Below are 23888 nucleotides of genomic sequence, written 5' to 3' on the forward strand. Positions count from 1 at the left end.
CAACACGCATCTGATTTAATTTGAGCAATCCAAAACACAGCGGCCATGGTCGCTGTGTTTTTATATCTAAACACACCATTGAGTAACACATTAATGCAGATTGGTATCAATTATGCCATCATTACGCTCTACACTGATAACTAGACAAAAATAACCGTGTTTAAATTACTCAAGCTCATTATCCCGCCAGTCTTTATTGGCTTAGGTCTGGCATTGATTATTATCTGGTTCACACCCGAGTTGCGGCAGAATGCCCTGCGCCTCGAATTGAAAAGCCATTACACCGCTCAGCATATGAGCTTTGCTTCTGGTGTTAACCGCGCAGCCCCGGCTGTGGTGTCGATTTTTTCAGAAAGCTTTAGCAATCAGCCAAGATTCAAACGACAAAATACGGTTCAGGAGCTGGGCTCCGGTGTGATCATGAGCCGTGAAGGCTATATCCTGACGAACTATCATGTCGTCAATAATGCCGATCAGATCATTGTGCTGCTGCCGGATGGCCGTTTATTTAACGAAGTGCAGTTGGTGGGATACGACACCATCACCGATCTCGCGCTGTTAAAAATCAAGGCAGAGCACCTCCCCGTGATCCCGGTTGACGATGCCTTTAACCCGCAGGTGGGCGATGTGGTGTTGGCCATCGGCAACCCGCTAAACCTGGGACAAACCATCACGCAGGGGATCATCAGTGCCACCGGTAAGCAAACCCTGACAGACAGCCAGTATAATAGCCTGCTGCAAATGGATGCTGCCGTAAACATGGGTAACTCAGGCGGCGCATTGGTGAACTCCAATGGCGATCTGGTGGGAATTACATCGGCCCAATTCAGAGCCCGATACAACATTGATATCCAGGGTATTTCGTTTGCTGTGCCCTACTCCCTGGCCAAAGACGTAATGGCTAAACTGATCAAAGATGGCCGGGTGATCCGCGGCTATCTGGGTTTCAGAGGCACACCGGTCGACAATACAGGGCAGGAAGTCACCAATGTTTACACCACCATAGTCGGCTTGCGGATCAGCGACCTCGACCCACTGGGTCCGGCCTGGCAAGCTGGCATGAAGGAAAATGACATCGTCACCAAAGTCGCCGGTGAACCCGTGAAAAACCCCCAGCAGACCCTGCGTAAGATAGGCAACACAGCACCGGGCACCCAACTGGAATTTGAAGTCTACCGGGGCGATCGCCACCTGACCTTTATGGTGGAAGTGGCTGAACTGGAAACGCCGATTTATTAACGCCTTAGGCGAATTCAAGACAACAAAAAAGCGAGCATTGCTCGCTTTTTTGTTCGTTATCATATTTTAATTGTGGCGGCGCTTAATCTTCGCGCCCAGCTTACTGAGCTTATCCTCAATACGCTGATAACCCCGGTCAACATGGTAAATGCGATCAACCACCGTCTCACCACTGGCAACAATACCGGTTAAGATCAGACTGGCTGATGCCCGTAAGTCGGTTGCCATCACCTGGGCTCCAGACAGAAACTCAGTTTCGCCACAGTAGGCCGTGTTGCCCTCAAGACGAATATTGGCCCCCATACGCTGCAACTCAGGCACGTGCATAAAGCGATTTTCAAAAATCGTTTCGGTAATGGTCGCGCTACCATTGGCCACCACATTCAGTGCCGTAAACTGCGCCTGCATATCGGTCGGAAAACCAGGATGCGGCATGGTTTTAATGTTCACGCCCCGCAGTTCGCGGCCACGCATACTGACAAAAATGCTGTCCTGCGCGACCTCAACCAAGGCATTAGCATCGCGTAGCTTGTCTAATACCGGTTCAAGGCTGTGATAGTCTGTATTTTTACACAAGACTTCACCCTGGCTCATGGCGGCTGCGACTAAAAAGGTACCGGTTTCTATTCTGTCCGGGAGGATCTTGTGCTCACACCCGCGCAGAACTTCAACCCCTTCGATCTCTATGCGACTTGACCCGGCACCAGAGATCTTTGCCCCCATGGCAACCAGACACTCTGCCAGATTGACGATTTCAGGCTCGCGCGCTGCGTTTTCCAGCACAGTTTTACCTTCTGCCAAAGTGGCCGCCATCAAGAGGTTTTCGGTTGCGCCAACGGATACGGTTTCCATGAAGATTTCGGCGCCATGCAAACGCTTACCCTGCTCAACATGGGCGTTAATGTAGCCGTTTTCAACGCGGATGGTTGCACCCATTTTCTCAAGTCCGGCAATATGCAAGTCAACCGGTCGCGCACCAATGGCACAGCCACCCGGCAACGACACCTGCGCTTTACCAAATCGCGCAACCAGCGGCCCTAACGCCAGCACTGATGCACGCATCTGCTTAACCAGCTCATAAGGCGCCAGTACTTTATCGACCTTGGCCCCATCGATCTCTAACAACTGACCGCGCCAGTTCACCTCTGCACCTAAAGTGCGTAATAAGGCTTCTGTAGTCCCTATATCCCTGAGTCTGGGTACATTACTGAATGTGCTTTTTCCATCGGCTAGAATCGCCGCAAACAGAATTGGCAGGGCTGCATTTTTAGCCCCGGAAATAGTGACTTCACCGTTTAAAGTGGTGCCACCTTGGATAACAAACTGATCCATTGTGGCTCCAGATTATTGAGGTAAGATAAATTTGCGCTCGCGTTGCCACTCAGTTGGCGTAAAGGCTTTAATGCTGACGGCGTGGATAGTGCCATCTTTAATGACTTCCATCAGCGGAGCATAGACCATTTGCTCACGCTTAACCCGGCGCAAATCTTCAAAGCAGCCGCCCACTGCGATGACTTCGTAATGACTGCCTTCTGATTTAACTTTGACTTCGTCAAGTTTCAGCGCTTCTTGTAGTAAAGCTTCGACTTGGTTTGTTTCCATTGGACTCACTCAAATAGGTTGCTGACCTGACCCAGTGCCATTAGATTTTGTAGCTGGTCAGGCACATTTTTTAACTCAAGACGCACGTCTTGCTGCTTTAATTTGCCTAAAGAGTGAATTAACCAAGCTAAGCCCGCGGTGTCAACCCTGGATACCTCAGAAAGGTCAAAATACAGGACTGACTGCGCATTTTCTAGCAACTGGTTAAGAAGCGATTCATTTGTCAGGCTATCTCGTGTGAGCTCGCCGACGACCGCGACTGTGTCGGCCGAAGGCTTGGTAAGTTGCAAATTAGGCATTGCCGTCGTCACCTCGAAACTGCACTGGCAGTTTGCTTTTCTTGTCCAGTAACTCAATCACACGCTCAATCCCCTGCTGACGTAAAATACCGTGCAGCTCAGATTGTTTGGCATCGAGCAGGCTGATCCCTTCTGCCATCATGTCAAAGGCCCGCCACTCGCCATTACTGTCACGACGTACTTTAAAATCGATCTTAATATCCGGCTTACCCGCTTCGACGATCTTGGTTTTGACTATCGCGATTTTATCATCATCAGCGTCGCGCGCCGGTTCAAACTCAACGGTCTGATCGGTGTACTGGGTGAACACACCTGCATAGGTCGCAACCAGGTAAGACTTAAAGACATCAATGAATGTGCGAATATGCTCAATGGCCTGACGCTTTTCTTCTTTGTCTTCAATATTACGAACTTTCTGAATGTGACTGCCCAGCACACGATAGGCGGCATATTTATAATCAATATACGGCAGCAGCTCTTCTTCAACGATCACTCGCAGATGCTCTTTGTCCTGTGCGATCATTTTCTGATCTTTGGTCACACGTTTAAAGGTGTTATCGGCAACTTGTTGCACCATAGTGTAAGGGTTGGTCATGTCCACTTCACTGGCAGACGCAGTGCTGGCAAGTACAATCAGAAAAACACTTGCGAAGAAACCCAAAACTTTCGCCATCATGGTTATTACTCACTACTTTGATTAAACAGGAATTGGCCAATCAGTTCTTCCAGAACCAGAGCCGACTTAGTATCTGTGATCATGTCGCCATCTTTGAGTGCCGCGCTTTCAACGCCAAATAACTCACCCAGATCCAGCTCATCATTACTGACCACTTCTTGCCCCAGACAGCTCTGCTTGGCGGATTTGGACGCAATCACCGGAGAAATACCCAGATATTGCTCACCCAGAATACCTGACGTCAGGATAGAGACCGAGGTGGTATCTGAGAACTGACACTCGTAGTGTCTGTCAATGCTCATGCTGACAACCGGCACGAACTCTTGAGGGTGAATACGGATCCCTTCTACGCGACCGATCACAACACCACCGACTTTGATGGGCGCTCGGGTCTTAAGTGAACCGATATTGTCGAACTTAGCCTCCAGGGTGTAGGTTTCGCCATTTCCGCTTATCCCTGCATTGGCCACTTTCAGTGCCAGCATTACAAAGGCGGCCACGCCTAAAGCAACGAACAGGCCGACAAGTATTTCTATTTTCCGTGTATTCATGTTTCTACAAACCCTTAACTTGAAAACATCACTGCTGTCAGAACAAAGTCGAAGCCCAGAACAGCAAGAGAAGAATGAACCACCGTTTCTGTGGTGGCTTTACTGATCCCCTCGGACGTTGGGATACAGTCATACCCTTTATATAGCGCAATCCAGGTCACGATCAGCGCAAATACAAAACTTTTAATCAGGCCATTGACAATATCCTGCTCAAACGACACCTGAGATTGCATAATGGACCAGAAACTGCCTGAATCGACACCCAGCCAGTCAACACCGACCAGGTGTGCACCGAGAATAGCAATGGCGGAGAAAATCAGCGCCAGCAACGGCATACTGATAAAACCAGCCCAAAAGCGCGGTGAAATAACGCGTTTTAATGGGTCAATCGCCATCATTTCAAGGCTTGACAGCTGCTCTGTCGCCTTCATCAAACCAATTTCCGCGGTCAGCGCACTGCCCGCCCGACCGGCAAACAGCAAGGCAGTTACCACAGGCCCAAGCTCACGTAACAAGCTCAGTGCGACCAGCGGCCCGAGACTGTCCTCTGCGCCATAATCGACCAGCACCGTATAGCCCTGCAGCGCCAGTACCATGCCAATAAACAAGCCAGATACCATAATAATGAGCAAAGACTGATGACCCACCATATACAGTTGACGAACCAACAAAGGACCGCCTTTTCTGAAATTGGGCATACTGCACAGCGCTCCCAGTAACATCCTGGTTGCCCGGCCCAGCGACGCAAAACGGCTCAGCGTCTTATGGCCTAACTGCTGTAAAAAATCCATCACAGGCTTCCTCCTGCCAATAACTCATCCTCATAAGGTGCGGCATCAAAATGGAACGGCACCGGCCCATCTGAGTGGCCTTGTAAAAACTGCTGCACCAGGGGGGATTCATGAGCGAGCATCTGCTCGGGTGTACCGCTACCGATAACGCCTTGTTCGGCGATGATCACCACATGATCGGCGATACTGAGCACTTCGGTGACATCGTGCGTCACGATTAAGGAGGACAATCCCAGCACTTCATTGAGTGACTTAATCAGACGCACTAAAACCCCCATTGAAATGGGATCTTGCCCAGCAAACGGCTCGTCGTACATGATCAGTTCCGGGTCAAGTGCTATGGCTCTGGCCAATGCGGCACGACGTGCCATCCCGCCCGACAACTCAGACGGCATGAGATCCCGCGCGCCACGCAGACCAACGGCTTGCAGCTTCATCAGCACCACCAGGCGGATTAATTCTTCACTCAGCTTAGTGTGCTCGCGTAGCGGGAACGCAATGTTGTCGAATACCGACATATCCGTAAATAAAGCCCCACTTTGGAATAGCATGCTCATTCGCTTGCGTGCCTGATATAAGGCCTGGCGTGACATAGCTGGAATGCTGTCACCAGAGAAGAGAATCTCACCGCTATCCGGCTTGAGCTGACCACCGATCAGTCGAAGCATGGTGGTTTTACCAATACCACTGGGCCCCATGATGGCTGTAATTTTCCCTTTGGGAACGGAGAAACTCATATTTTTGTAGATTGTCCTTTCACCACGAGAAAAGGTCAAATCCCTGACTTCAACTATTGACTGCGTCAAGTCGCTCTCCACATCATACTTTTGCAATTGTGGAATAATACGTTGTTTTGCCGTGATATGGAAAACCCTTAATGGTAAAATTTTGTAATTCATTCGCCATATTTGTTGTGCGAAATGCACGCCTGCTTATCCTCAATACCCCCTCCAAAAACGATGACTTTATTTATACATTTGATGCGCTATTTGATACTATCTGCGCCATTGAATTTAGTAACTTGGCTTAGACTTCATGGTTTTATCGTTTGTCATACTCATTCTTGGATTCATTGCCCTGGTTTGGAGTGCCGATCGCTTCGTGTATGGTGCGGCGGCACTGGCTAAAAACCTTGGGGTACCAACGTTAATTGTGGGTTTGACTATTGTTGCAATGGGCTCCTCAGCACCTGAAATGATGGTCGCCGCACAAGCCGCGCTGGTTGACAAAACAGACACTGCCGTTGGCAATGCCGTAGGCTCAAACATTGCTAACATTTTGATGGTACTTGGCATCACCGCGCTATTGCGGCCACTTGGCGTCGGCTCGGGCATTTTGAAGCGCGAAATGCCACTGCTGGTTGTTGTGTCGCTGGCGGCCTGGTTGATCATCAGCGACAACCATTTTAGCGCACTTGAAGGCTGGCTATTGCTGATTGGCTTTATGGTGTTTATCGGCGGCCTTATCTACATTTCTAAAACCGGTAAAACCGACCAGGACGATCCACTGATTTCAGAAGCCTGCGACGAAGTACCGAGTGATGTTCCGATGAGCAAGGCCCTATTCTGGCTGGTCGTCGGTATGGTTCTGCTGCCAGTCAGTGCTGACTATCTGGTCGATTCCGCAGTGGACATTGCAAAGTATTTTGGCATGAGCGACCTGCTCATCGGCCTGACCATCATCGCTATCGGCACCAGCTTGCCTGAGCTTGCTGCGTGTGTGGCAGGTGTACTTAAAAATGAAGACGATCTGGTGCTGGGCAATATTATTGGTTCGAACATCTTTAATATTCTGGCGGTGTTGTCTATTGCCGGGATCCTCAATCCTGCCACGCTGGACAGCAACATCGCCAGCCGCGACATCTATGTCATGCTGGGCGCAACCGCAGCGCTGGTACTGATGAGTGTCAGCCTGAAAGGCCGTCGCCAAATCAACCGTGTTGAAGGCGGACTGCTCCTTGGCGCATTCTGTGGTTATATGTACTTCATTATTTAAGGATTCAGCATGAGCACGCACAACTTTATCGGCTCTGCCAGGCAGGTATTAGAAATCGAACAACAAGCCATTGCCGACATTACTCAGTATGTGGATGCAAAATTTGCCGCGGCCTGTGAACTCATGTTGCAGTGCCGTGGTCGTATCATAGTTATCGGGATGGGCAAGTCCGGCCACATTGGCAACAAAATAGCAGCCACACTGGCCAGTACCGGCACACCGGCGTTTTTTGTTCACCCTGGTGAAGCAAGCCATGGCGATTTGGGCATGATCACCGCCGATGACGTGGTACTGCTCATCTCCAACTCAGGTGAAACCCACGAAGTATTGGCTATCGTACCGGTGATTAAACGCATTGGCGCACAAATCATCAGTATGACGGGTAATCCCGAGTCGAATATGGCAAAGCTGGCAGATATCCACCTGTGTATCAAAGTGTCCAAAGAAGCCTGTCCTTTAGGCCTTGCGCCCACAGCGAGCACCACAGCGACGCTGGTCATGGGTGACGCGCTGGCCGTCGCTTTACTCGAAGCCCGAGGTTTTACGGCGGACGATTTTGCCCTGTCACACCCAGGTGGCAGCTTAGGTAAACGCCTGCTGCTAACCCTGGCGGACGTGATGCATTCAGGAGAAGCCGTTCCTGTTGTAACACAAGGCTGCACCATTACCGACGCACTGGTTGAGATGTCAGGCAAAGGCTTGGGTATGACCACGATTGTCGATGCCCAGGGGAAACTCAAGGGTTTGTTCACAGATGGGGATTTACGCCGTATTATTGAACAACGACTTGACTTACACAGTACCCCGATTGAATCTGTAATGACAAAGCGCTGCACCACAGTGGCACAAGATATGTTGGCCGCTGAAGCATTGCATATCATGGAGAAAAAACGCATCAATGGCCTGATTGTGGTTGATGCACAAAGTTGCCCAATCGGCGCGTTAAATATGCAGGATTTACTGCGAGCAGGAGTTTTATAAATGCTGTTTTCCGATCTTTACCAGCCCATAGACGACGCCATTGTCCGTAAAGCACAAGCGATCAAACTGCTGATCTGCGACATCGATGGGGTGTTTTCCGATGGCCGCATCTATTTGGGTAATCAAGGGGAAGAGCTAAAGGCATTTAATACCAAAGACGGTTTTGGCATCAAAGCGCTGATCAATGGCGGCGTTGAAGTTGCCGTGATCACAGGCCGTCATTCACAGATTGTTCAGCAGCGTATGACTAGCCTCAACGTCAAACATATCTATCAGGGGATGGAAGATAAGTTGCAAGGTTACGCTGAGTTGAAAGACACATTGCAACTCGAAGATCACGAAATTGCCTATATCGGTGACGATGCACCTGACCTGCCAGTCATGCTCAAAGTGGGCCTGTCTGTTGCTGTGCAAGACGCACACCCGATGGTGATCCGTGCCGCCGATTACAGAACCCTGTTGCCGGGTGGCTATGGTGCGGTACGTGAACTCACTGATTTACTGCTACTGTGTCAGGGCAAGTCGCTGGGTTATGAAGGCAGCAGCGTATGACCGTGCTTCGCGTCTTATTACTGATAGTATTCAGCCTCACTATGCTGTGGCTGTGGTACCCTTATTTATCGCAATCAGGTCAGGTTACCCCACGCTCCGAAGAGGTGCTGGCTAAACCCGATTACGTTGCCATCGACCTGAAACAAACCAATTACGCAGAAAATGGTCAGCTCAGCTACCAAATCACAGCTGACAGAATGGAGCTTTACCAGGAGCTTGGTTTCAGCCATTTTACCGCGCCCATCTTTACGCTGCATAACGATCAGCAAAACTGGCAGCTTAAAGCCAATGAGGCCACTCTGTATGGCAATAATACGTTGATCCTGGAAGGTCAGGTGCAGGCCACCAACCTAACTGCCGATGCCATGATTAAGCACATCAATGCCGACCACGTGCAGGTCGACATAAATGAAAAGCATATGCGCTCTGAACATCCGGTGGAAATTACCGGACCCAACTTAACGATTTCAGGGAAAGGCCTGATAGCCGATCTCAACACTGAAATCATTGAACTCATCAACCACACTGAAACAATTTATTATGAGCAATAAATTAACCTGTTCCCTGATCTTACTATGCACCTTAAGTGCGTTTCATCCTGCGGCCTATGCAGAAAACTCACCCGCTGATCAGGTCATTATCAGTTCGGGCACCCAGCTGGCCCAGTTGCAAACCAATATTGGCGTGTTCGAAGAGAACGTCGAAATCATTCATGGCGAGCGTAAAATACTGGCCGACCGCCTCGAAGTGCATCGCCGCGAAGAGCTTGGAAAGAATAAACAGCTGTTGGTCGCCACAGGCAGCCCAGCCGTGTTTCAGGAGCGTCAGGCCGATGGCACGCTACTGAAAGCCACTGCCAAAGAAGTGCGTTATGACGTTGCAAACCGCATGTTGACGATTAAAGGCGGTGCCGAAATCAGCCAGGCGGGACAAAAAATCAGTGCCCAAACCATTGTGTACGACATGGAAAAAAAGCTGATCAGCGCACAACGTGGAGAACAGGAACAAAACCGTGTTAGAACCATTCTGTTGCCCGAAAAAGACAATACCAAGCAACCACAAAAGAAGGGTAATCCGTGAGTAAGTTAACCGCCACGGCACTGGCCAAAAGCTACAAGGGCAGGCAAGTTGTTAAGAACGTTGAATTGAGCGTTGAGGCTGGCAGTATTGTTGGTCTGCTCGGCCCTAATGGCGCGGGTAAAACCACCACTTTTTACATGATTGTCGGCCTGGTGCCCAGTGATAAGGGTAGCATTCACATTGATGATCAAGACATTACCTTGCTGCCTATGCACAGTCGGGCAAGGTTAGGCATTGGTTACCTGCCTCAAGAATCCTCTATTTTTCGCAAACTAACCGTCTATCAGAATCTGATGGCCATTTTGGAAACCCGTAAAGAGCTCAATAAAGAGCAACGAGAAGTCATCCTCAACGAGTTGTTAGATGAATTTAATATCCAACATATTCGGGATAGCCAGGGCATGGCTTTGTCGGGTGGTGAACGTCGCCGGGTAGAAATTGCACGTGCCCTTGCGGCAGATCCAAAATTTATCTTATTGGATGAGCCTTTCGCTGGCGTTGATCCCATTTCGGTGTTAGATATAAAGAAAATTATCGAACACTTAAAAAACCGCGGCATAGGCGTGCTGATCACTGACCACAATGTACGTGAAACGCTGGACGTCTGTGAGAAAGCTTATATAGTGTCACATGGTGAACTCATAGCAGCAGGCACCCCGGAGCATGTTCTTGCCGATCAAACCGTGCGGGATGTCTACCTAGGTGAGCAATTCAGGCTATAATTATAAGATTAGAAGTAAATAACAAAAAGGATTGTTAGAGATACATGAGGCAATCGCTACAGCTGCGCATGGGGCAGCAACTGACAATGACACCACAGCTGCAACAGGCCATTCGCCTGTTACAGTTGAGTACGCTAGATCTCCAACAAGAAATCCAAGAAGCGCTTGATAGCAACCCTTTGTTGGAAGTGGAAGAAGGTGAGTCTGAATCACATGACAATGAAACTCAATCCAAATCGGATACGGAGTTAGAACAACACACGACCAATGATAATGACAGCTTTGAGGACTCGGCTGTCAGTGACTACGAACAAGACAGCGATGCTGCATTAAACAAAGACACAGTCAGTGACGATCTGGCAATGGATGTCACCTGGGATGAGTACATCAGTGCCGCCCCGGCAAGCAACTCTGGCCCGATGCCAGAGGATGAAACCATCTATCAGGGCAAAACCACTGAGACGCTGCAAGAATACCTGATGTGGCAGTTGGAGCTCACTCCTTTTAGTCCAACCGACAGAGCCATCGCTTTGGCAATAGTGGAAGCCGTTGATGATGCAGGTTTGCTGACAATCAGCTGTGAAGACATTGTCGAGAGCATGAACCAGAACAATGATGACGAACACATAGAGCTGGACGAAGTTGAAGCCGTACTGAAACGGGTGCAATTATTCGATCCCGTTGGTATTGCAGCGCGCAGCTTGCAGGAGTGTTTGTGTATCCAGCTCAACCAGTTTGATCGCAATACCCCCTGGCTCACTCAAACCAAAGAGATCCTGACCGAGCACATTGATTTGCTGGCCAGCCGGGATTATCGCACTTTGATGAAAAAGACCAAACTCAAAGAAGCGGATCTGAAAGAAGTAATGACCCTGATCCACAGTCTGAATCCGAAACCTGCCGCCAGCATAGTGCAAGAAGAAGCGGACTATGTGATCCCGGACGTGTCGGTCAAAAAGGTAAAAGGCCGCTGGGTTGTTGAGCTCAACCCGGACTCCATGCCAAAGATCAGAGTGAACGATCACTACGCCGCTATGTCTCGTTCCGTCAAGTCGAGCACCGATAGTCAGTTTATTCGCTCGCACCTGCAAGAGGCAAAATGGTTCATCAAGAGCCTGGAAAGTCGAAACGAAACTTTATTAAAAGTTACTAATTGCATTGTGCAGCAACAACAGGCATTCTTTGAGCATGGCCCCGAGGCGATGAAGCCGATGGTACTCAATGATGTGGCCGAAATGGTCGACATGCATGAGTCCACGATTTCACGTGTTACTACGCAAAAGTATATGCACACGCCGCGCGGTATCTATGAGTTGAAGTATTTCTTCTCAAGCCATGTCAGCACTGAAAACGGAGGAGAATGCTCTTCGACTGCAATCAGAGCATTGATCAAAAAGCTAATTGCCGCAGAAAACACAGCTAAACCATTGAGCGACAGCAAAATAGCGGATGTATTGGCAGATCAAGGGATCAAAGTGGCTAGACGTACAATTGCCAAATACCGAGAGTCTTTGGCTATCCCACCGTCGAATCAGCGTAAAAGCCTGATTTAGACGTAACTACAGAAGGAAAATGCTTATGCAACTAAATTTAACTGGTCGACATGTAGAAATCACCGATTCGTTAAGAGACTATGTAACAAACAAGTTTGCGAAGCTAGAAAGGCACTTTGATCACATCAATAATGTGCATGTTATCCTAGATGTCGAAAAGCTGATCCAAAAAGCAGAAGCCACATTACATGTGAACGGGGGAGAGATCTTTGCCTCAACCGAACACCGGGATATGTATGCCGCAATAGACGGACTTATCGACAAGCTTGATCGTCAGGTGATCAAGCACAAAGAGAAGCTAACTCGACACTAATCATGAAACTAAGCTCATTGATTTCACAGGACTGCAGCAAAGCTGCGGTCCTTTTTAATAGCAAAAAGCGCATTCTAGAATACATCAGTGAACTGGCTCAGAGCCAGCTTCCTGACAGTAATACCCACGACATCCTGGATGCTTTGCTCAGCCGCGAAAAACTCGGTAGTACCGGTATTGGTAAAGGGATCGCACTGCCACATGGCCGCCTGCCAGGCATAGATAAAGTGGTTGCCATGCTCCTGGTTAACCAGCAAGGCATTGCCTTTGACGCCATAGATAATCAACCCGTCGACATTTTTGTGGCACTCATCGTACCCGAGGGAGAAAATCAACAACATTTGCAGACCTTGGCAACAATCGCTGATAAACTTAAAAACAAGGTGTTTTGTAAACGTATCAGACAAGCTCACAATGATCAGGAATTATTTGCGATAATTGAAGAGTTTGACAACTAACGGAGAGTTTCAGTGCAGCTAATTATTGTCAGTGGTCGGTCCGGCTCAGGAAAATCAGTCGCCCTTCGCGTACTGGAAGACCTGGGGTACTACTGCGCAGATAACATCCCAGTTAACCTGCTGCCAGCATTGGTGCGCAGCGTATCAGACAGTTATGATAAAATTGCTGTAAGCGTCGACGTACGTAACCTGCCAAAAGATCAACAAGAGCTCGACGATATTCTGGAATACTTGCCTGGATTTGCCGAACCCAATATTTTCTACCTTGATAGTGAAGATCAAATCCTGATCCGTCGCTTTTCCGAAACGCGCCGTCTGCATCCGCTATCGCTGGCCGACTTTTCGCTGGATAAAGCCATCAAGAAAGAAAAAGAGCTGCTTGATCCGCTTATTCGCCGCGCCAATATCACCATAGACACCACAGATATGAGCATCCATCAGCTGGCAGAGCGGATCAGGGAAAAAATTCTCGGTAAAAAAGACAAACAGTTAATTATTACGTTCGAATCCTTTGGTTTCAAACATGGTATTCCGAAAGAAGCAGACTACGTCTTCGACGCCCGTTTTTTACCCAACCCACACTGGGAACCAGAGCTTAAACCTTTGACAGGCTTGGATAAGCCCGTCATTGATTACTTGGCCAGTCACAGTCTGGTGCAAAAATTTACCTGGCAGATCCAAACCTTTGTACAAACCTGGTTACCACACCTGGAACGCAATAACCGCAGCTATCTGACGATTTCGATAGGCTGTACCGGCGGGCAACACCGCTCCGTCTATCTTGCCCAGACTTTGGGTGAACGCTTTGCCCGTACTCATAGCAATGTGAAAATCCATCACCGCGAACAAGAAAAATGACACAACGCTTTGAAGATACTTTTCTGATCCAAAATAAACTGGGGCTGCATGCCCGTGCTGCCAGCGTGCTGGCCGAGCTGTCAGCCCAGTTTGACGCCAATATCACTTTATTTCAGGGCAGTAAAGAGGCCGAGGGAGACAGCGTGCTGGCGTTATTGCTGCTTGAAAGCAGCCAGGGTAAAGAAGTGAAAGTAGTTTGCGAGGGACCTGATGCCAAACGTGCTTTGCATGCCATCGGCAACCTGATAGCCGATAAATTCAACGAATCCGAATAGCAACCACGCTACTTATCCGTATTCCGGCAGCGTCAAACTGCCGCATTCTCGCTGCTTTCTCCCCTTTTTTAGTTATACCAATTGATATTAAAACAGCTATAATTATCATACGCCTATAATCAGTGCGCAATACACTCATGACACGCTTAACTGCCAACTATCCAATCTGGGACGCCTATGCCTGAAGTTTTTGAACAAGACTACACACTGGAGCTTTTACAGCAAGTTACGAATGCCCTCAACAGTGGTCAGTTTGTTCAAGTCAGGCGCACATTAGCCGAAATCCCGCCGTGCGATACGGCATTACTGCTTGAGTCCTCCCCACATAAAGTCAGAACCCAGTTGTGGCAACTGGTTGATCCGGATATTCAGGGTGACGTACTCGAAGAGCTGTCAGAAGACGTCAGACTCAGTATCATTGCCAAAATGGAGCCTGAGCTCATTGCGGCAGCAACCGAGGACATGGACGACGATGACCTCGGTGAGGTCCTCAGGAGCCTGCCAGACCCCGTCTATCAGGACGTTATTGGTGCTATGGACTCTCAGGACCGAGCCCGGGCCACACAAGCGCTGTCTTATGTCGAGCACTCCGCCGGCGCCCTGATGAACACAGACACAGTGACCATTCGCCCGGATGTGTCACTGGATGTGGTATTGCGCTACTTACGCCTTAAAGGTGAGCTGCCGGATGGCACCGATGATCTCTATGTGGTGGATAAAGACAATTGTTTTTTAGGTGCACTGCCCATCAGCGTGCTGCTGACCAGTCAGCCAGACAAGCTGGTCAAGGAGCTGATGAATGAAGAGCGTGAAACCATTCCCATTTCAATGGATGAAAGCGACGTTGCTCAGCTGTTTGAGCGCCACAACTGGATCTCAGCCCCGGTAGTCGACGATAACGCACACTTATTGGGCCGTATCACCATCGATGACATCGTTGATGTTATTCGTGAAGATGCCGAGCACAGCCTGATGAGTATGGCCGGTCTTGATGATGAAGAGGATACCTTCGCACCGGTGTGGAAAAGTAGCCGCCGTCGCTCAATCTGGCTGGGGATCAACCTGCTTACAGCCCTGATGGCCGCGTTTGTTGCCAGCTTTTTCGAAGGTACTTTAGATATTCTACCTATTCTGGCAGTATTAAATGGCATAGTGCCCAGCATGGGCGGCGTGGCGGGCAGTCAGACACTGACACTGGTGATCCGTGGTATTGCCCTGGGCCATGTTAACGCCACCAACCAGCGCTTCTTGCTGGGCAAAGAGCTCGCCATAGGCGCGCTGAACGGCCTGTTATGGTCCTTGCTGATCGCCGGTGTGATTGCTTTATGGCAGTGGGATTTTGTACTGGGTGGCGTGATTGCCTTCGCAATGTTTATGAACCTGGTCGCTGCGGGTATTGCCGGAGCCAGTATTCCGCTGATGCTGAAAAAAATGAACATAGATCCGGCACTGGCAGGCAGTGTTGTTCTGACCACAGTCACCGACATTGTCGGTATTTTTGCCTTCCTGGGCACCGCAACCTGGCTGCTTGTTTAAGCAGCCAGACACTTAGTGCAATCCATCACTGACCGGCAATTTGCATACTTTCAATCAGTACCGAACCAGTTTGCACGGCACCACGGGTTTCGATATCTCCGCCGATAGCCTTGATTGACTTGAACATATCTTTGAGATTACCGGCAATAGTGATCTCACTAACCGGATATTGGATCTCGCCGTTTTCAACCCAAAAGCCAGCAGCACCACGAGAGTAGTCACCAGTGACCGTATTCACACCCTGCCCCATCAATTCTGTAACCAGTAAGCCCCGGTCCATAGTGCGTAGTAGCGCCGCCAGATCCGGCTCTGTAGCCTGTACTAACCAGTTATGGATCCCACCGGCATGTCCCGTACTGCGCATACCAAGACGTCTCGCTGCATAACTCGGTAACAGATAGGTTTCCAGCGTACCGCCTTTGATGATATCGCGCTCAAGCGTGCGCACACCTTCCGCATCAAACGGGCTTGATGCCAGTGCTTGGCGCAGATGCGGTTGCTCTTTAATAGACACACAAGTGTCGAATACCTTAGTGCCCAGGCTATCGAGTAAAAAGCTCGACTTGCGATACAAGGCACCACCACCAATCGCAGACACCAGATGACCGAACAGACTATTGGCAATATCGGCCCGGAATACCACTGGCACCCGCATGGTATCCAGTTTACGGCTGTTGAGCTTAGCGAGCGTCGACTGAGCCGCCTCTATTCCCACTGAGGCGGCATCTCTCAGCTGCGTATGTACACGCGTAATTGAGTAGGCATTGTCGCGTTGCATCACGCCATTCTCTTCGCCTATGACCATGGTACTCAAAGTGTGTCGGGTGCGCGGGAATCCGGCCAGAAACCCATGGCTGTTACCATAAACACGCAGGCCCTGATGACTGGCTACACTGGCGCCATCCGAGTTAACGATGCGAGGGTCAAAATTTAACGCTGCCTGCTCCGCTTCAAGACAACGCTTTATGCCCTCTTCCGGCGACAGTGTCCAGGGGTGAAAGAGATCTAAATCTGGCACGTCAGTTGGCATTAAGTCTGCGTCAGCCACCCCATTACAGGGGTCATCCGATGTAAACTTAGCAATCTCAACCGCCTTTTCCACCACAGAGCGTAAGGCCTGTGGGCCCAGGTCCGCCGTCGACGCGGAGCCCTTGTGTTGACCTACATACACGCTCAGGCCCAGTCCACCATCCTGATTAAATTCAATCGTTTCAACTTCCCCCATACGGGTGCTGACAGACAAACCTGAGGTACGACTCATCGACGCTTCCGCTGACGTTGCCCCCAGTTGCTTTGCATAGTCCAGAACGTCAGACACTGCCTGTTTTACTTCATCAATCTGCGTCCAAATGGGATCTTGTTGCTGGCTCATGTTTTTATTCCACAAATCATAGTACTGCTATAATCCTAACACAGCCTGCGCCAATGCGCTGTGACTGAGGCAAAGATTCTGCCGGGCAACGGCTGCCAACCTAATGTCTTAATGTATACGTGACTGCTTTTTCTGACTTCTGGTATAATCTGTACACGAATAACTGAAGTAAGTGCACTAAGCATGGCTAAAAAACCGACTCAAGAGCCAGAAGAAGAGATCATCTACGTCTCCAAAAGCGAATTAAAACGCGATGCACAGCAATATCACCAACTGGGCGTTGATATCGCGCAATTGGGCAAAAAACAAAGAGAAAAGCTGCCTCTCAGCCCTGAGCTGGTTGCCGCCATGGATCTGGCAGACAAGCTACGCGGTAAGCATGATGCGTATCGCCGTCACCTGAACTTTGTCGCCAAACAATTGCGTACCACAAGTAATGTGGAAGAGTTGCAACAAGGCCTAGATCTGATACTGAACAGAAATAACCAGGCGGAAGTGCTGCTCAATCAGGTTGAAAAACTAAGGGATGAACTCATCGCTAAGGGTGATGAGAAGATCAATGACTTACTTGAGGCACACCCGACACTGGAGCGTCAGAAGCTCAGACAACTGGTGCGCCAGGCTAAGAAAGAGCATCAGGCAGAGAAGCCAGGAAAAGGCTACAAAGAGCTGTTTCAGTTACTGAAGGAGCTGATCCTGCCATAGCCAGTATGGTAAGCAATACCGCAGTATGGCACGCTGGTCGTGCAATACTGCGGATTACTTAGTTAAGCTGCCCCGTCTAGGCGGTCCCACCCACAGTGAGTTCATCTATTTTCAGGCTTGGCTGACCGACCCCAACGGGCACGCTCTGGCCATTTTTGCCACATACTCCAACGCCGGTATCCAGCTCCAGATCTTTACCAACCATAGAGATTTTCTGCATCACATCAGGGCCATTGCCAATCAGTGTGGCGCCTTTGATGGGTTGCGTCACTTTCCCATCCTCAATGAGATAGGCCTCAGAGGCAGAGAATACGAATTTACCCGACGTAATATCCACCTGGCCACCACCAAAGTTAGGCGCAAAGATCCCTTTTTTGACAGAAGCAATGATCTCACTTTGACTATGCTCACCCGGCAACATGTAGGTGTTGGTCATTCTCGGCATCGGCAGATGTGCGTAAGACTCGCGTCTGGCATTACCGGTCGGCGCAACGCCCATCAATCGAGCATTGAGCTTGTCCTGCATATAGCCCTTTAACACGCCGTTTTCGATCAGCACATTATAGCCTGCTGGTGTCCCTTCATCGTCAATATTCAGCGAGCCTCGGCGGTTATTCATAGTACCATCGTCCACCACAGTACACAGACTGGAGGCAACTTGCTCACCAACCCGCCCGCTAAATGCCGACGCGCCTTTGCGATTAAAATCGCCTTCCAGACCGTGACCTACGGCTTCGTGAAGTAACACGCCCGGCCACCCTGCACCTAGCACAACAGGCATAGCACCCGCCGGGGCGTCCACGGCTTCGAGGTTCACTCTGGCCTGATGAACGGCTTTGCTAACATAATGCTGCCAGCGCGGCTTGCCATCGACCAGCTCACGGAAATAGTGGTAATCCAGTCGCGCGCCACCACCGGCACTGCCGCGCTCGCGGCGACCGTTTTTCGCCAGTAACACGGAGCAGTTTAAGCGCACTAAGGGGCGGATATCGGTTGCAAAGGTGCCATCGCTGGCGGCAACCAGTACTTCCTCGTATACCGCAGACATCGAACTGACAACCTGCTCCGCTTCCGGCGCCAGCTCTCGAATAGCCGCCTCAACTTCCCGCAGCAATGCTACTTTTTCAGTGTCGCTCATACTCAACAAGGGCTGGTTTGCCTCAAATTGAGTGGCGGCTTTAACGTCAGCGAATACCTGCACTTGCTTGTCTTCGCCTTGCTGTGCAATGCTTCTGGCCGCCATCGCAGCCTGGTTCAGCGCCTCTATATTTATGGCATCTGAGTAACTAAAACCGGTTTTCTCGCCACTGACAGCACGCACCCCAACACCGCGTTCAATGTTGTAACTGCCTTCTTTTACAGAGCCATCTTCAAGCACCCAGGTTTCATGATAGCTGGACTGAAAATACAGATCGGCATAATCTACTTTGTGCTGATGGATATACGCCAGCGTTTGCTGTAACTGCTCTCGGGTTAACTCACTGTCGGTCAGTAAATGTTGTTCAACGTGCTCGCTACCAAAATTACTCATAAAAATCGCTCTTAAATCGGTTATGTGCCGCTACAGGCATTTTCTGTCGGATGGCGTGCAGTTCAGCCAGCTCTGGCTGCACATGGATTATGCCAACCCCCTCTGACGCTTCTGCCAGACAAGCGCCCCACGGAGACACAATCAGACTGTGACCATACGTTTGCCGACCATTCTCGTGGTGCCCCTGCTGCGCGGCTGCCACCACGTAACACTGTGTTTCTATCGCCCGTGCCTGCAACAAGGGCTGCCAGTGTGCTTCACCGGTCACCGTAGTAAAGGCACTTGGTACCAGCAATATCTCAGCGCCCTGCTCACGCATCGCCTGATAAAGCCCGGGAAACCGAATGTCATAACACACACTCATGCCAATACGACCAAAAGGGCTGGCCACAGTAACGACATTCTCGCCAGCGCAGGTCAGGGTCGATTCGCGGTATTGCCCGGCATTATCTGCCACATCCGCATCAAACAGATGGATCTTATTATAGCGTGCAACTTCAACCCCTTCATTGTTAAACAACAAACTCGCAGCATAATAGCGGCGTTCACCCTCTTTAATGGCGATGGTGCCCGCTGCCAGCCAAATATCAAGCTCCCGGCAAAGCTGTTGAAGTTGTGTAACCCAGTGCTGGCTGTGTTCAGCATATGCCAGCGTCTGCTGCGGGGTCTCACAAAAGGCCAGCCATGACTCGGGCAGACAGACCAGAGCAGGCCGCGCCAGCGTCTGTGCACGGAGTAACGCGCTTAACTGTGCAAAGTTTTCCTCAGGCTGTATCCCTGAGCACATCTGTACAGCATAGATATGGCCGTTTTTCATGGCTTTTCCTCTAATTTTGACTCGGAAGCCGAGTCAAGTGGCCCCTCAGCTTGTTCAGACTCAGGCTGCTTGTCGGCTTGAGGCGCCGCTGTATCTTGCCCTTGATTCTCTGAACCTGGCAATGCTGCGCCCGATTGCGGTTGCGCTTGTTCATTGCCCTGTGACTCTGCTGGCAGCCCAGGCTCAGTCGGCTGTGCTTGCGGTGGTTTAGGCAACTCCACTTCACGGCTCTTACGATCCAACTCGGTCACTACCGGCTCATCCATGGTGCCGGTCACTTTGAATTTAATTTCTGAAATAACGCGCGCGGAGTGGATCACTTTATCCAGCGCCAAAGCGGCCAACCCGGTCACCGGGTTCACCATCCAGCCGACTATCACGGGCAAACTCGACGTGACCTGTGGCGCCACCGACAGTTCGTAATCAATGGCCTTATTATTAAGGTCAGCATACCCTGTAATCGATAAGTCGGCGGGAACGCCATCCAACTGCGTGTCCTGGGTATACACAACCCCTTTGTTGAGCTCAAAGGTGCCATCGATTTGGTTATAGAAAAAGCCTTTGGCAAACACATCACGAAAATCCAGCTTGAGTTTACGTACCAGGGAATCGAGACTCAGCAGGGAAAAGACCCGGGCCCCCTGATCGCTGATCTCCGCCAGGTGTCCTTCACCCAGCTGCCATTTCACCGAGCCATCCAGGCTGGCAACATCAAAGTCGTAAGGCGCCTTGGCCCAGCTCAGCGCAAACTCAATATCCGCATTGGAATCCTGAACGCTGGAGGTAATATCAAATTCTTCCATCAGCTGGCCAAAGTCGCTACTCTCAAGCGTGCCGTTAAACTGCGAGCGACCATTTTGCCAGCCCCCATTCCCCTGCAGCACATGATCGCCTTTATCCACTCGCAGCCGAGATACTTGCAGGGCTTCACCAGTGCCCTGTAAAGCCAGGTTAACCCGGTCAAGCTGGTACTGGGCAATCCGGCAATCATCACAATTAAATTCAATGGCCGGAACAGCTGTTAGCCATTGCTCAGAGGCTTCTGGCTCGGCTGCCTTTGTATCAGTTGCCATGTCTTCGGCCATGGCATCTCCGCCAGCCGGCTCAATCACATTAAGCCTCAGGTAATCAGCCTGGATCTGGATAGGTTGCCCCGCTTTGCTATCCGGAAACTGTACCTGGGCTCTTAACTCTTTGCCATTCAAGCGCGCTAACAGCCCGTCAGCATCTGGGCGCAGGCTCAGTTCAAAATCATTGAAGCCTATATCAAGCGCATTGAATTGGGCGACCTGAGCACTCAATTCACCAAAAGCCGGTAAGATACCGGGCTGCTCTGACGGTTGCTCAAGCTGTTCGATAATGCGGTCAATAAACGCCAGCCAGGGCTCAAGGGAGAGTTGCGGCTGAAGGATGGCTACGTTAAATCCTGGCTGGCTTAATGCCCGGTTTTGCTCAGCAAAAATAAGCTGAGCACGGTCAATCAGCCCGCTGTTGTTATCGAGAATACCGTCAAAATAGAGCTGCTCACCGAGCGTGACACTGATCAAGTTGGAAATATCATCACCACGTACCTGGGCCGTTAATGGCAAACGCTCATCTGCCAGCTTGCCAATTGGCGCAGGCAGGTCAACGCGGACGCCAAGCAAGTCAGATGTAAAGTTCGCATCATAACTGAACCCTTGCGCCGTAAAGTCGAGCGTTAAACGTCCGGCCAGCAGGGCTTTACCCTCGATGAAGCCATCCATCAGGCCCTGGGTCAGTGGCATGAGTTTGTCACTGGCTGCACTGAGGCGTGTATCAATCTCAAGCAGATAACGCTCACTGTCTCCCTGTCCAGACAAACTAAACAGTAAGGGCATGCCGCGCCACAACGCCCGGGTATTATCCAGTTCAATGTTGTCATCGATAAATTTTAGCGTGCCACTGAGTTTATCGAGTGCCATCCCCGGCTGCGCCAGATACAGTGCATTGTTATTGAATTCAACCGTGCCCATCACGTTGACATCCAGCGAAGTTAAGTCGATTAGCAAGTCCACATTGCCTGTGACATCCCCCTGTACTTGTGCCACCTGCAGAATGTCCGCCAAGGGATCGGCAATCGGGGTGGCACTAAAGAAAGGCGCCAAAGTACTGGCTTCGGTGGTATGCGCTATGTTGACGGTCAAGAGGTCGCTTTGTTCAAGATCCGCAAGACTGACAACAACACCGTGGTTTAAGGTCTGATTAAGGAGCTCGCCACCATTGGCTGTGATATCCATGCGCTCATCAGCAAAGTGCAATGTCACATCGCCATTTTGTAAAGCAGCCCAGTCCGGCGCAAAAGCAAACTGAGCCTGATCTATCCGGGCCAGCACTTCAAAGCGACCCGACTGTGCCCGGTAAGGGAATTGTGACAGCGGTCCGGACAACAGCACCTGAGTATGGCGCAGTCGTCCGCCCTGGATCCCGTTATTGAGGTAATTTACCAGGTTTTCATTCATCAGTTGCAGCGGGAAGTAACGCCCTGCGACACTGGCATTGCCACCAAATACATCGGCATATAAATCCAGTTCCGGCTCTTCGAACAAGCGTAAGTGCATTTCCAACGCAACGCTTAAATCTGCATTGCTGAGCCACAGATTGTCTGAGAGCACGTGCCACTGCTGTGCTTCATCCTGATAAAAATGAATGTCGCCATTGAGTTCGTTGACGCTGATGGGGGCAATAAATTGCTCTTCGACTTCAAATGCCTGCTCTTGCGCACTGAGACTCAGTACTCCCCGCTCTGGTGTTAACGTGAGCTCAGCATTCAGCCCGGAAAACCCCGGAATACCATCAAGCTGGCGCCAACCTACATCTCGTAAGGCGAGCCAAAGAGACATCGGCATATCGCTGTCCATAGACAGTCTGGCCGCCGTGACCTGACCACCAGGAGATAAAGCCTTCACTTGTTTTGCCCAGTCGAAATGGCTGAGCGAGAGAACTTGAGCCACATAGGCAAGATCCAGGCCTTGCATCCACACAGTGCGCTCAGTATCAGTAAATTGCCCCTCAATACTCAGTGGCGCAAGCGGTTGTCCATTGTGTGCTAACTGCCACTCAGAGCTACTCAGTGACCAGCCACTGTGTGCGCTCTGCAAATGTAAAGTGCCACTTTGCACAGCCAGCTGTTTGCTGGTTTGTCCCTGCAGCCAGTGAATACTGCTGGGTCGCCAGTCGAGCAGCACGTCGTGCAGTGTGCCTTGCTCCAGTCGGGCCCAAAGTTGCGCATTCACACTGGCACTGACATCCTGGTATTGGGGGTCAAGATACGCCTGTAGCCAGCTCATCACCTCAACCTGCTGTGCATCTATGAAGATATCGCCAGCCATGGTACTGAGCTGCTGACCATGAAAACGAAAACGTGCCTTCAATTGGCCTTTCGCCAGCCCCGGGAAAGAGATCTGGCCCTCTCCATGGTGTACATCCTCACTGTTTTGCCAGATCAGATCTGGCACCAGCAAGGTGTGCGCTTTATCATCTGACATCTGTAGAGTGATCTGGCTGTTTTGCACCGCAAAATGCCCGGTATCACCCAGAAACAACTCTTCGATGAGCGCTTGCTGCTCAAATTCGCCGCTGCCCCCTTCCATGCTTTGCGCCATGGCCTGGATATCTACAGTGGCATTGAACCCATCCAAAACAAAGTAGTTAGATACCAGCCGCCATTGTCGGACTGATTCGACCAGGTTTAGTTGCAGGCTGGTTTGTGCAATATGCAAAGAAATCGGTGAACGTATGTTGTCCTCAAAACTGACGTCACGTAACACCAGTGCGGGGCCATTACCCTGCCAGCTGGCGCTGATACTGCCAATATTTAACTCAACCCCGAGCTGCTGAAAAACCAGCGCTTCTATGTCTTGTTTATACTCATTGGCGTAGGGCAGGCTATATTTGACCAGCGATACCAGTACTGCAAGCAGCACCAATGTGACAGCAAAGACCTGCCACATTTTCCGTACAC

Annotated in this window: 25 protein-coding genes; 14 read left to right on the forward strand and 11 right to left on the reverse strand. The window is 50.4% G+C overall.

Annotation, left to right across the window (positions count from 1 at the left end; translation table 11 throughout):
- The first annotated feature begins 156 nt into the window (after nt 1-156).
- Nucleotides 157-1239 carry a trypsin-like peptidase domain-containing protein gene (locus C3B51_RS01475; RefSeq protein ID WP_125716828.1) on the forward strand — a complete coding sequence of 361 codons (1083 nt, stop codon included), beginning with the start codon at nt 157-159 and terminating at the stop codon, nt 1237-1239.
- 66 nt (nt 1240-1305) lie between these two features.
- Here C3B51_RS01475 and murA read toward each other — a convergent pair whose 3' ends face one another.
- Genes murA through C3B51_RS01510 form a run of 7 tightly spaced genes read right to left on the reverse strand, consistent with a single transcriptional unit; the run spans nt 1306 to nt 5964 of the window.
- Nucleotides 1306-2571: a UDP-N-acetylglucosamine 1-carboxyvinyltransferase gene (gene murA / locus C3B51_RS01480; protein ID WP_125716829.1), complete on the reverse strand. Its 1266-nt coding sequence runs from the start codon at nt 2569-2571 to the stop codon at nt 1306-1308.
- 12 nt (nt 2572-2583) lie between these two features.
- A complete protein-coding gene (locus C3B51_RS01485) occupies nt 2584-2841 on the reverse strand; it encodes a BolA family protein (RefSeq protein ID WP_046005329.1) in 258 nt (85 codons plus the stop codon).
- Nucleotides 2842-2846: 5 nt separating this feature from the next.
- A complete protein-coding gene (locus tag C3B51_RS01490) occupies nt 2847-3140 on the reverse strand; it encodes an STAS domain-containing protein (protein ID WP_125716830.1) in 294 nt (97 codons plus the stop codon).
- Complete coding sequence (locus C3B51_RS01495) at nt 3133-3816, reverse strand: MlaC/ttg2D family ABC transporter substrate-binding protein (RefSeq protein WP_206074687.1); 684 nt, start codon at nt 3814-3816, stop codon at nt 3133-3135. The genes C3B51_RS01490 and C3B51_RS01495 overlap by 8 nt, the downstream gene beginning before the upstream one ends.
- 5 nt (nt 3817-3821) lie before the next feature.
- A complete protein-coding gene (mlaD, locus tag C3B51_RS01500) occupies nt 3822-4367 on the reverse strand; it encodes an outer membrane lipid asymmetry maintenance protein MlaD (protein ID WP_125716831.1) in 546 nt (181 codons plus the stop codon).
- Between the two features lie 14 nt (nt 4368-4381).
- On the reverse strand, nt 4382-5161 hold the full coding sequence (gene mlaE, locus C3B51_RS01505; protein WP_046005325.1) for a lipid asymmetry maintenance ABC transporter permease subunit MlaE: 780 nt from the start codon (nt 5159-5161) through the stop codon (nt 4382-4384).
- Complete coding sequence (locus C3B51_RS01510) at nt 5158-5964, reverse strand: ATP-binding cassette domain-containing protein (RefSeq protein ID WP_125716832.1); 807 nt, start codon at nt 5962-5964, stop codon at nt 5158-5160. The genes mlaE and C3B51_RS01510 overlap by 4 nt, the downstream gene beginning before the upstream one ends.
- Nucleotides 5965-6193: 229 nt before the next feature.
- Between C3B51_RS01510 and C3B51_RS01515 the strand changes: the two genes are divergently transcribed.
- From C3B51_RS01515 to mgtE, 12 genes are all read left to right on the forward strand, one after another.
- On the forward strand, nt 6194-7153 hold the full coding sequence (locus C3B51_RS01515; protein WP_125716833.1) for a calcium/sodium antiporter: 960 nt from the start codon (nt 6194-6196) through the stop codon (nt 7151-7153).
- Nucleotides 7154-7162: 9 nt separating this feature from the next.
- A complete protein-coding gene (locus tag C3B51_RS01520) occupies nt 7163-8134 on the forward strand; it encodes a KpsF/GutQ family sugar-phosphate isomerase (protein ID WP_130243928.1) in 972 nt (323 codons plus the stop codon).
- Entirely contained in the window at nt 8135-8686 is a 552-nt protein-coding gene (gene kdsC, locus C3B51_RS01525) for a 3-deoxy-manno-octulosonate-8-phosphatase KdsC (protein ID WP_125716835.1), read from the forward strand.
- Nucleotides 8683-9237 carry an LPS export ABC transporter periplasmic protein LptC gene (gene lptC / locus C3B51_RS01530; protein ID WP_125778603.1) on the forward strand — a complete coding sequence of 185 codons (555 nt, stop codon included), beginning with the start codon at nt 8683-8685 and terminating at the stop codon, nt 9235-9237. Before kdsC ends, lptC begins: the two co-directional genes overlap by 4 nt.
- Complete coding sequence (lptA, locus tag C3B51_RS01535; RefSeq protein WP_130243929.1) at nt 9227-9766, forward strand: lipopolysaccharide transport periplasmic protein LptA; 540 nt, start codon at nt 9227-9229, stop codon at nt 9764-9766. Before lptC ends, lptA begins: the two co-directional genes overlap by 11 nt.
- A complete protein-coding gene (lptB, locus tag C3B51_RS01540; RefSeq protein WP_046005318.1) occupies nt 9763-10488 on the forward strand; it encodes an LPS export ABC transporter ATP-binding protein in 726 nt (241 codons plus the stop codon). Before lptA ends, lptB begins: the two co-directional genes overlap by 4 nt.
- Nucleotides 10489-10532: 44 nt before the next feature.
- Nucleotides 10533-12041, forward strand: a complete 1509-nt coding sequence (locus C3B51_RS01545; RefSeq protein ID WP_130243930.1) for an RNA polymerase factor sigma-54 — start codon at nt 10533-10535, stop codon at nt 12039-12041.
- A gap of 25 nt (nt 12042-12066) precedes the next feature.
- Complete coding sequence (hpf, locus tag C3B51_RS01550) at nt 12067-12354, forward strand: ribosome hibernation promoting factor (RefSeq protein WP_010386630.1); 288 nt, start codon at nt 12067-12069, stop codon at nt 12352-12354.
- 2 nt (nt 12355-12356) lie between these two features.
- Complete coding sequence (locus C3B51_RS01555; protein ID WP_125716839.1) at nt 12357-12812, forward strand: PTS sugar transporter subunit IIA; 456 nt, start codon at nt 12357-12359, stop codon at nt 12810-12812.
- Nucleotides 12813-12824: 12 nt separating this feature from the next.
- Nucleotides 12825-13670, forward strand: coding sequence for an RNase adapter RapZ (gene rapZ, locus C3B51_RS01560; RefSeq protein WP_125716840.1), 846 nt, complete (start codon nt 12825-12827; stop codon nt 13668-13670).
- The gene (locus C3B51_RS01565) at nt 13667-13945 is read left to right on the forward strand and encodes an HPr family phosphocarrier protein (protein ID WP_125716841.1); all 279 of its coding nucleotides are present in this window, start codon (nt 13667-13669) and stop codon (nt 13943-13945) included. Before rapZ ends, C3B51_RS01565 begins: the two co-directional genes overlap by 4 nt.
- Before the next feature lie 177 nt (nt 13946-14122).
- Entirely contained in the window at nt 14123-15481 is a 1359-nt protein-coding gene (mgtE, locus tag C3B51_RS01570) for a magnesium transporter (RefSeq protein WP_046005313.1), read from the forward strand.
- A gap of 25 nt (nt 15482-15506) precedes the next feature.
- On the opposite strand, the gene pmbA is transcribed toward mgtE, so the two are convergent.
- On the reverse strand, nt 15507-16853 hold the full coding sequence (pmbA, locus tag C3B51_RS01575; protein WP_130243931.1) for a metalloprotease PmbA: 1347 nt from the start codon (nt 16851-16853) through the stop codon (nt 15507-15509).
- A gap of 183 nt (nt 16854-17036) precedes the next feature.
- Between pmbA and yjgA the strand changes: the two genes are divergently transcribed.
- Nucleotides 17037-17558 (forward strand): ribosome biogenesis factor YjgA, encoded by a 522-nt coding sequence (gene yjgA / locus C3B51_RS01580; protein ID WP_125716843.1) that lies wholly within the window; start codon nt 17037-17039, stop codon nt 17556-17558.
- A gap of 76 nt (nt 17559-17634) precedes the next feature.
- On the opposite strand, the gene tldD is transcribed toward yjgA, so the two are convergent.
- The 3 genes from tldD to C3B51_RS01595 are packed head-to-tail and all read right to left on the reverse strand — an operon-like array spanning nt 17635 to nt 23877.
- Nucleotides 17635-19089 carry a metalloprotease TldD gene (gene tldD, locus C3B51_RS01585; protein WP_130243932.1) on the reverse strand — a complete coding sequence of 485 codons (1455 nt, stop codon included), beginning with the start codon at nt 19087-19089 and terminating at the stop codon, nt 17635-17637.
- Nucleotides 19082-19906 carry a carbon-nitrogen hydrolase family protein gene (locus C3B51_RS01590; RefSeq protein WP_130243933.1) on the reverse strand — a complete coding sequence of 275 codons (825 nt, stop codon included), beginning with the start codon at nt 19904-19906 and terminating at the stop codon, nt 19082-19084. Before C3B51_RS01590 ends, tldD begins: the two co-directional genes overlap by 8 nt.
- Entirely contained in the window at nt 19903-23877 is a 3975-nt protein-coding gene (locus tag C3B51_RS01595) for a YhdP family protein (protein WP_165389096.1), read from the reverse strand. Before C3B51_RS01595 ends, C3B51_RS01590 begins: the two co-directional genes overlap by 4 nt.
- Between the last annotated feature and the right edge of the window lie 11 nt (nt 23878-23888).

Origin of the sequence: Pseudoalteromonas rubra, from assembly GCF_004212645.1 — a bacterium.
GTDB classification, from domain to species: domain Bacteria; phylum Pseudomonadota; class Gammaproteobacteria; order Enterobacterales; family Alteromonadaceae; genus Pseudoalteromonas; species Pseudoalteromonas rubra_G.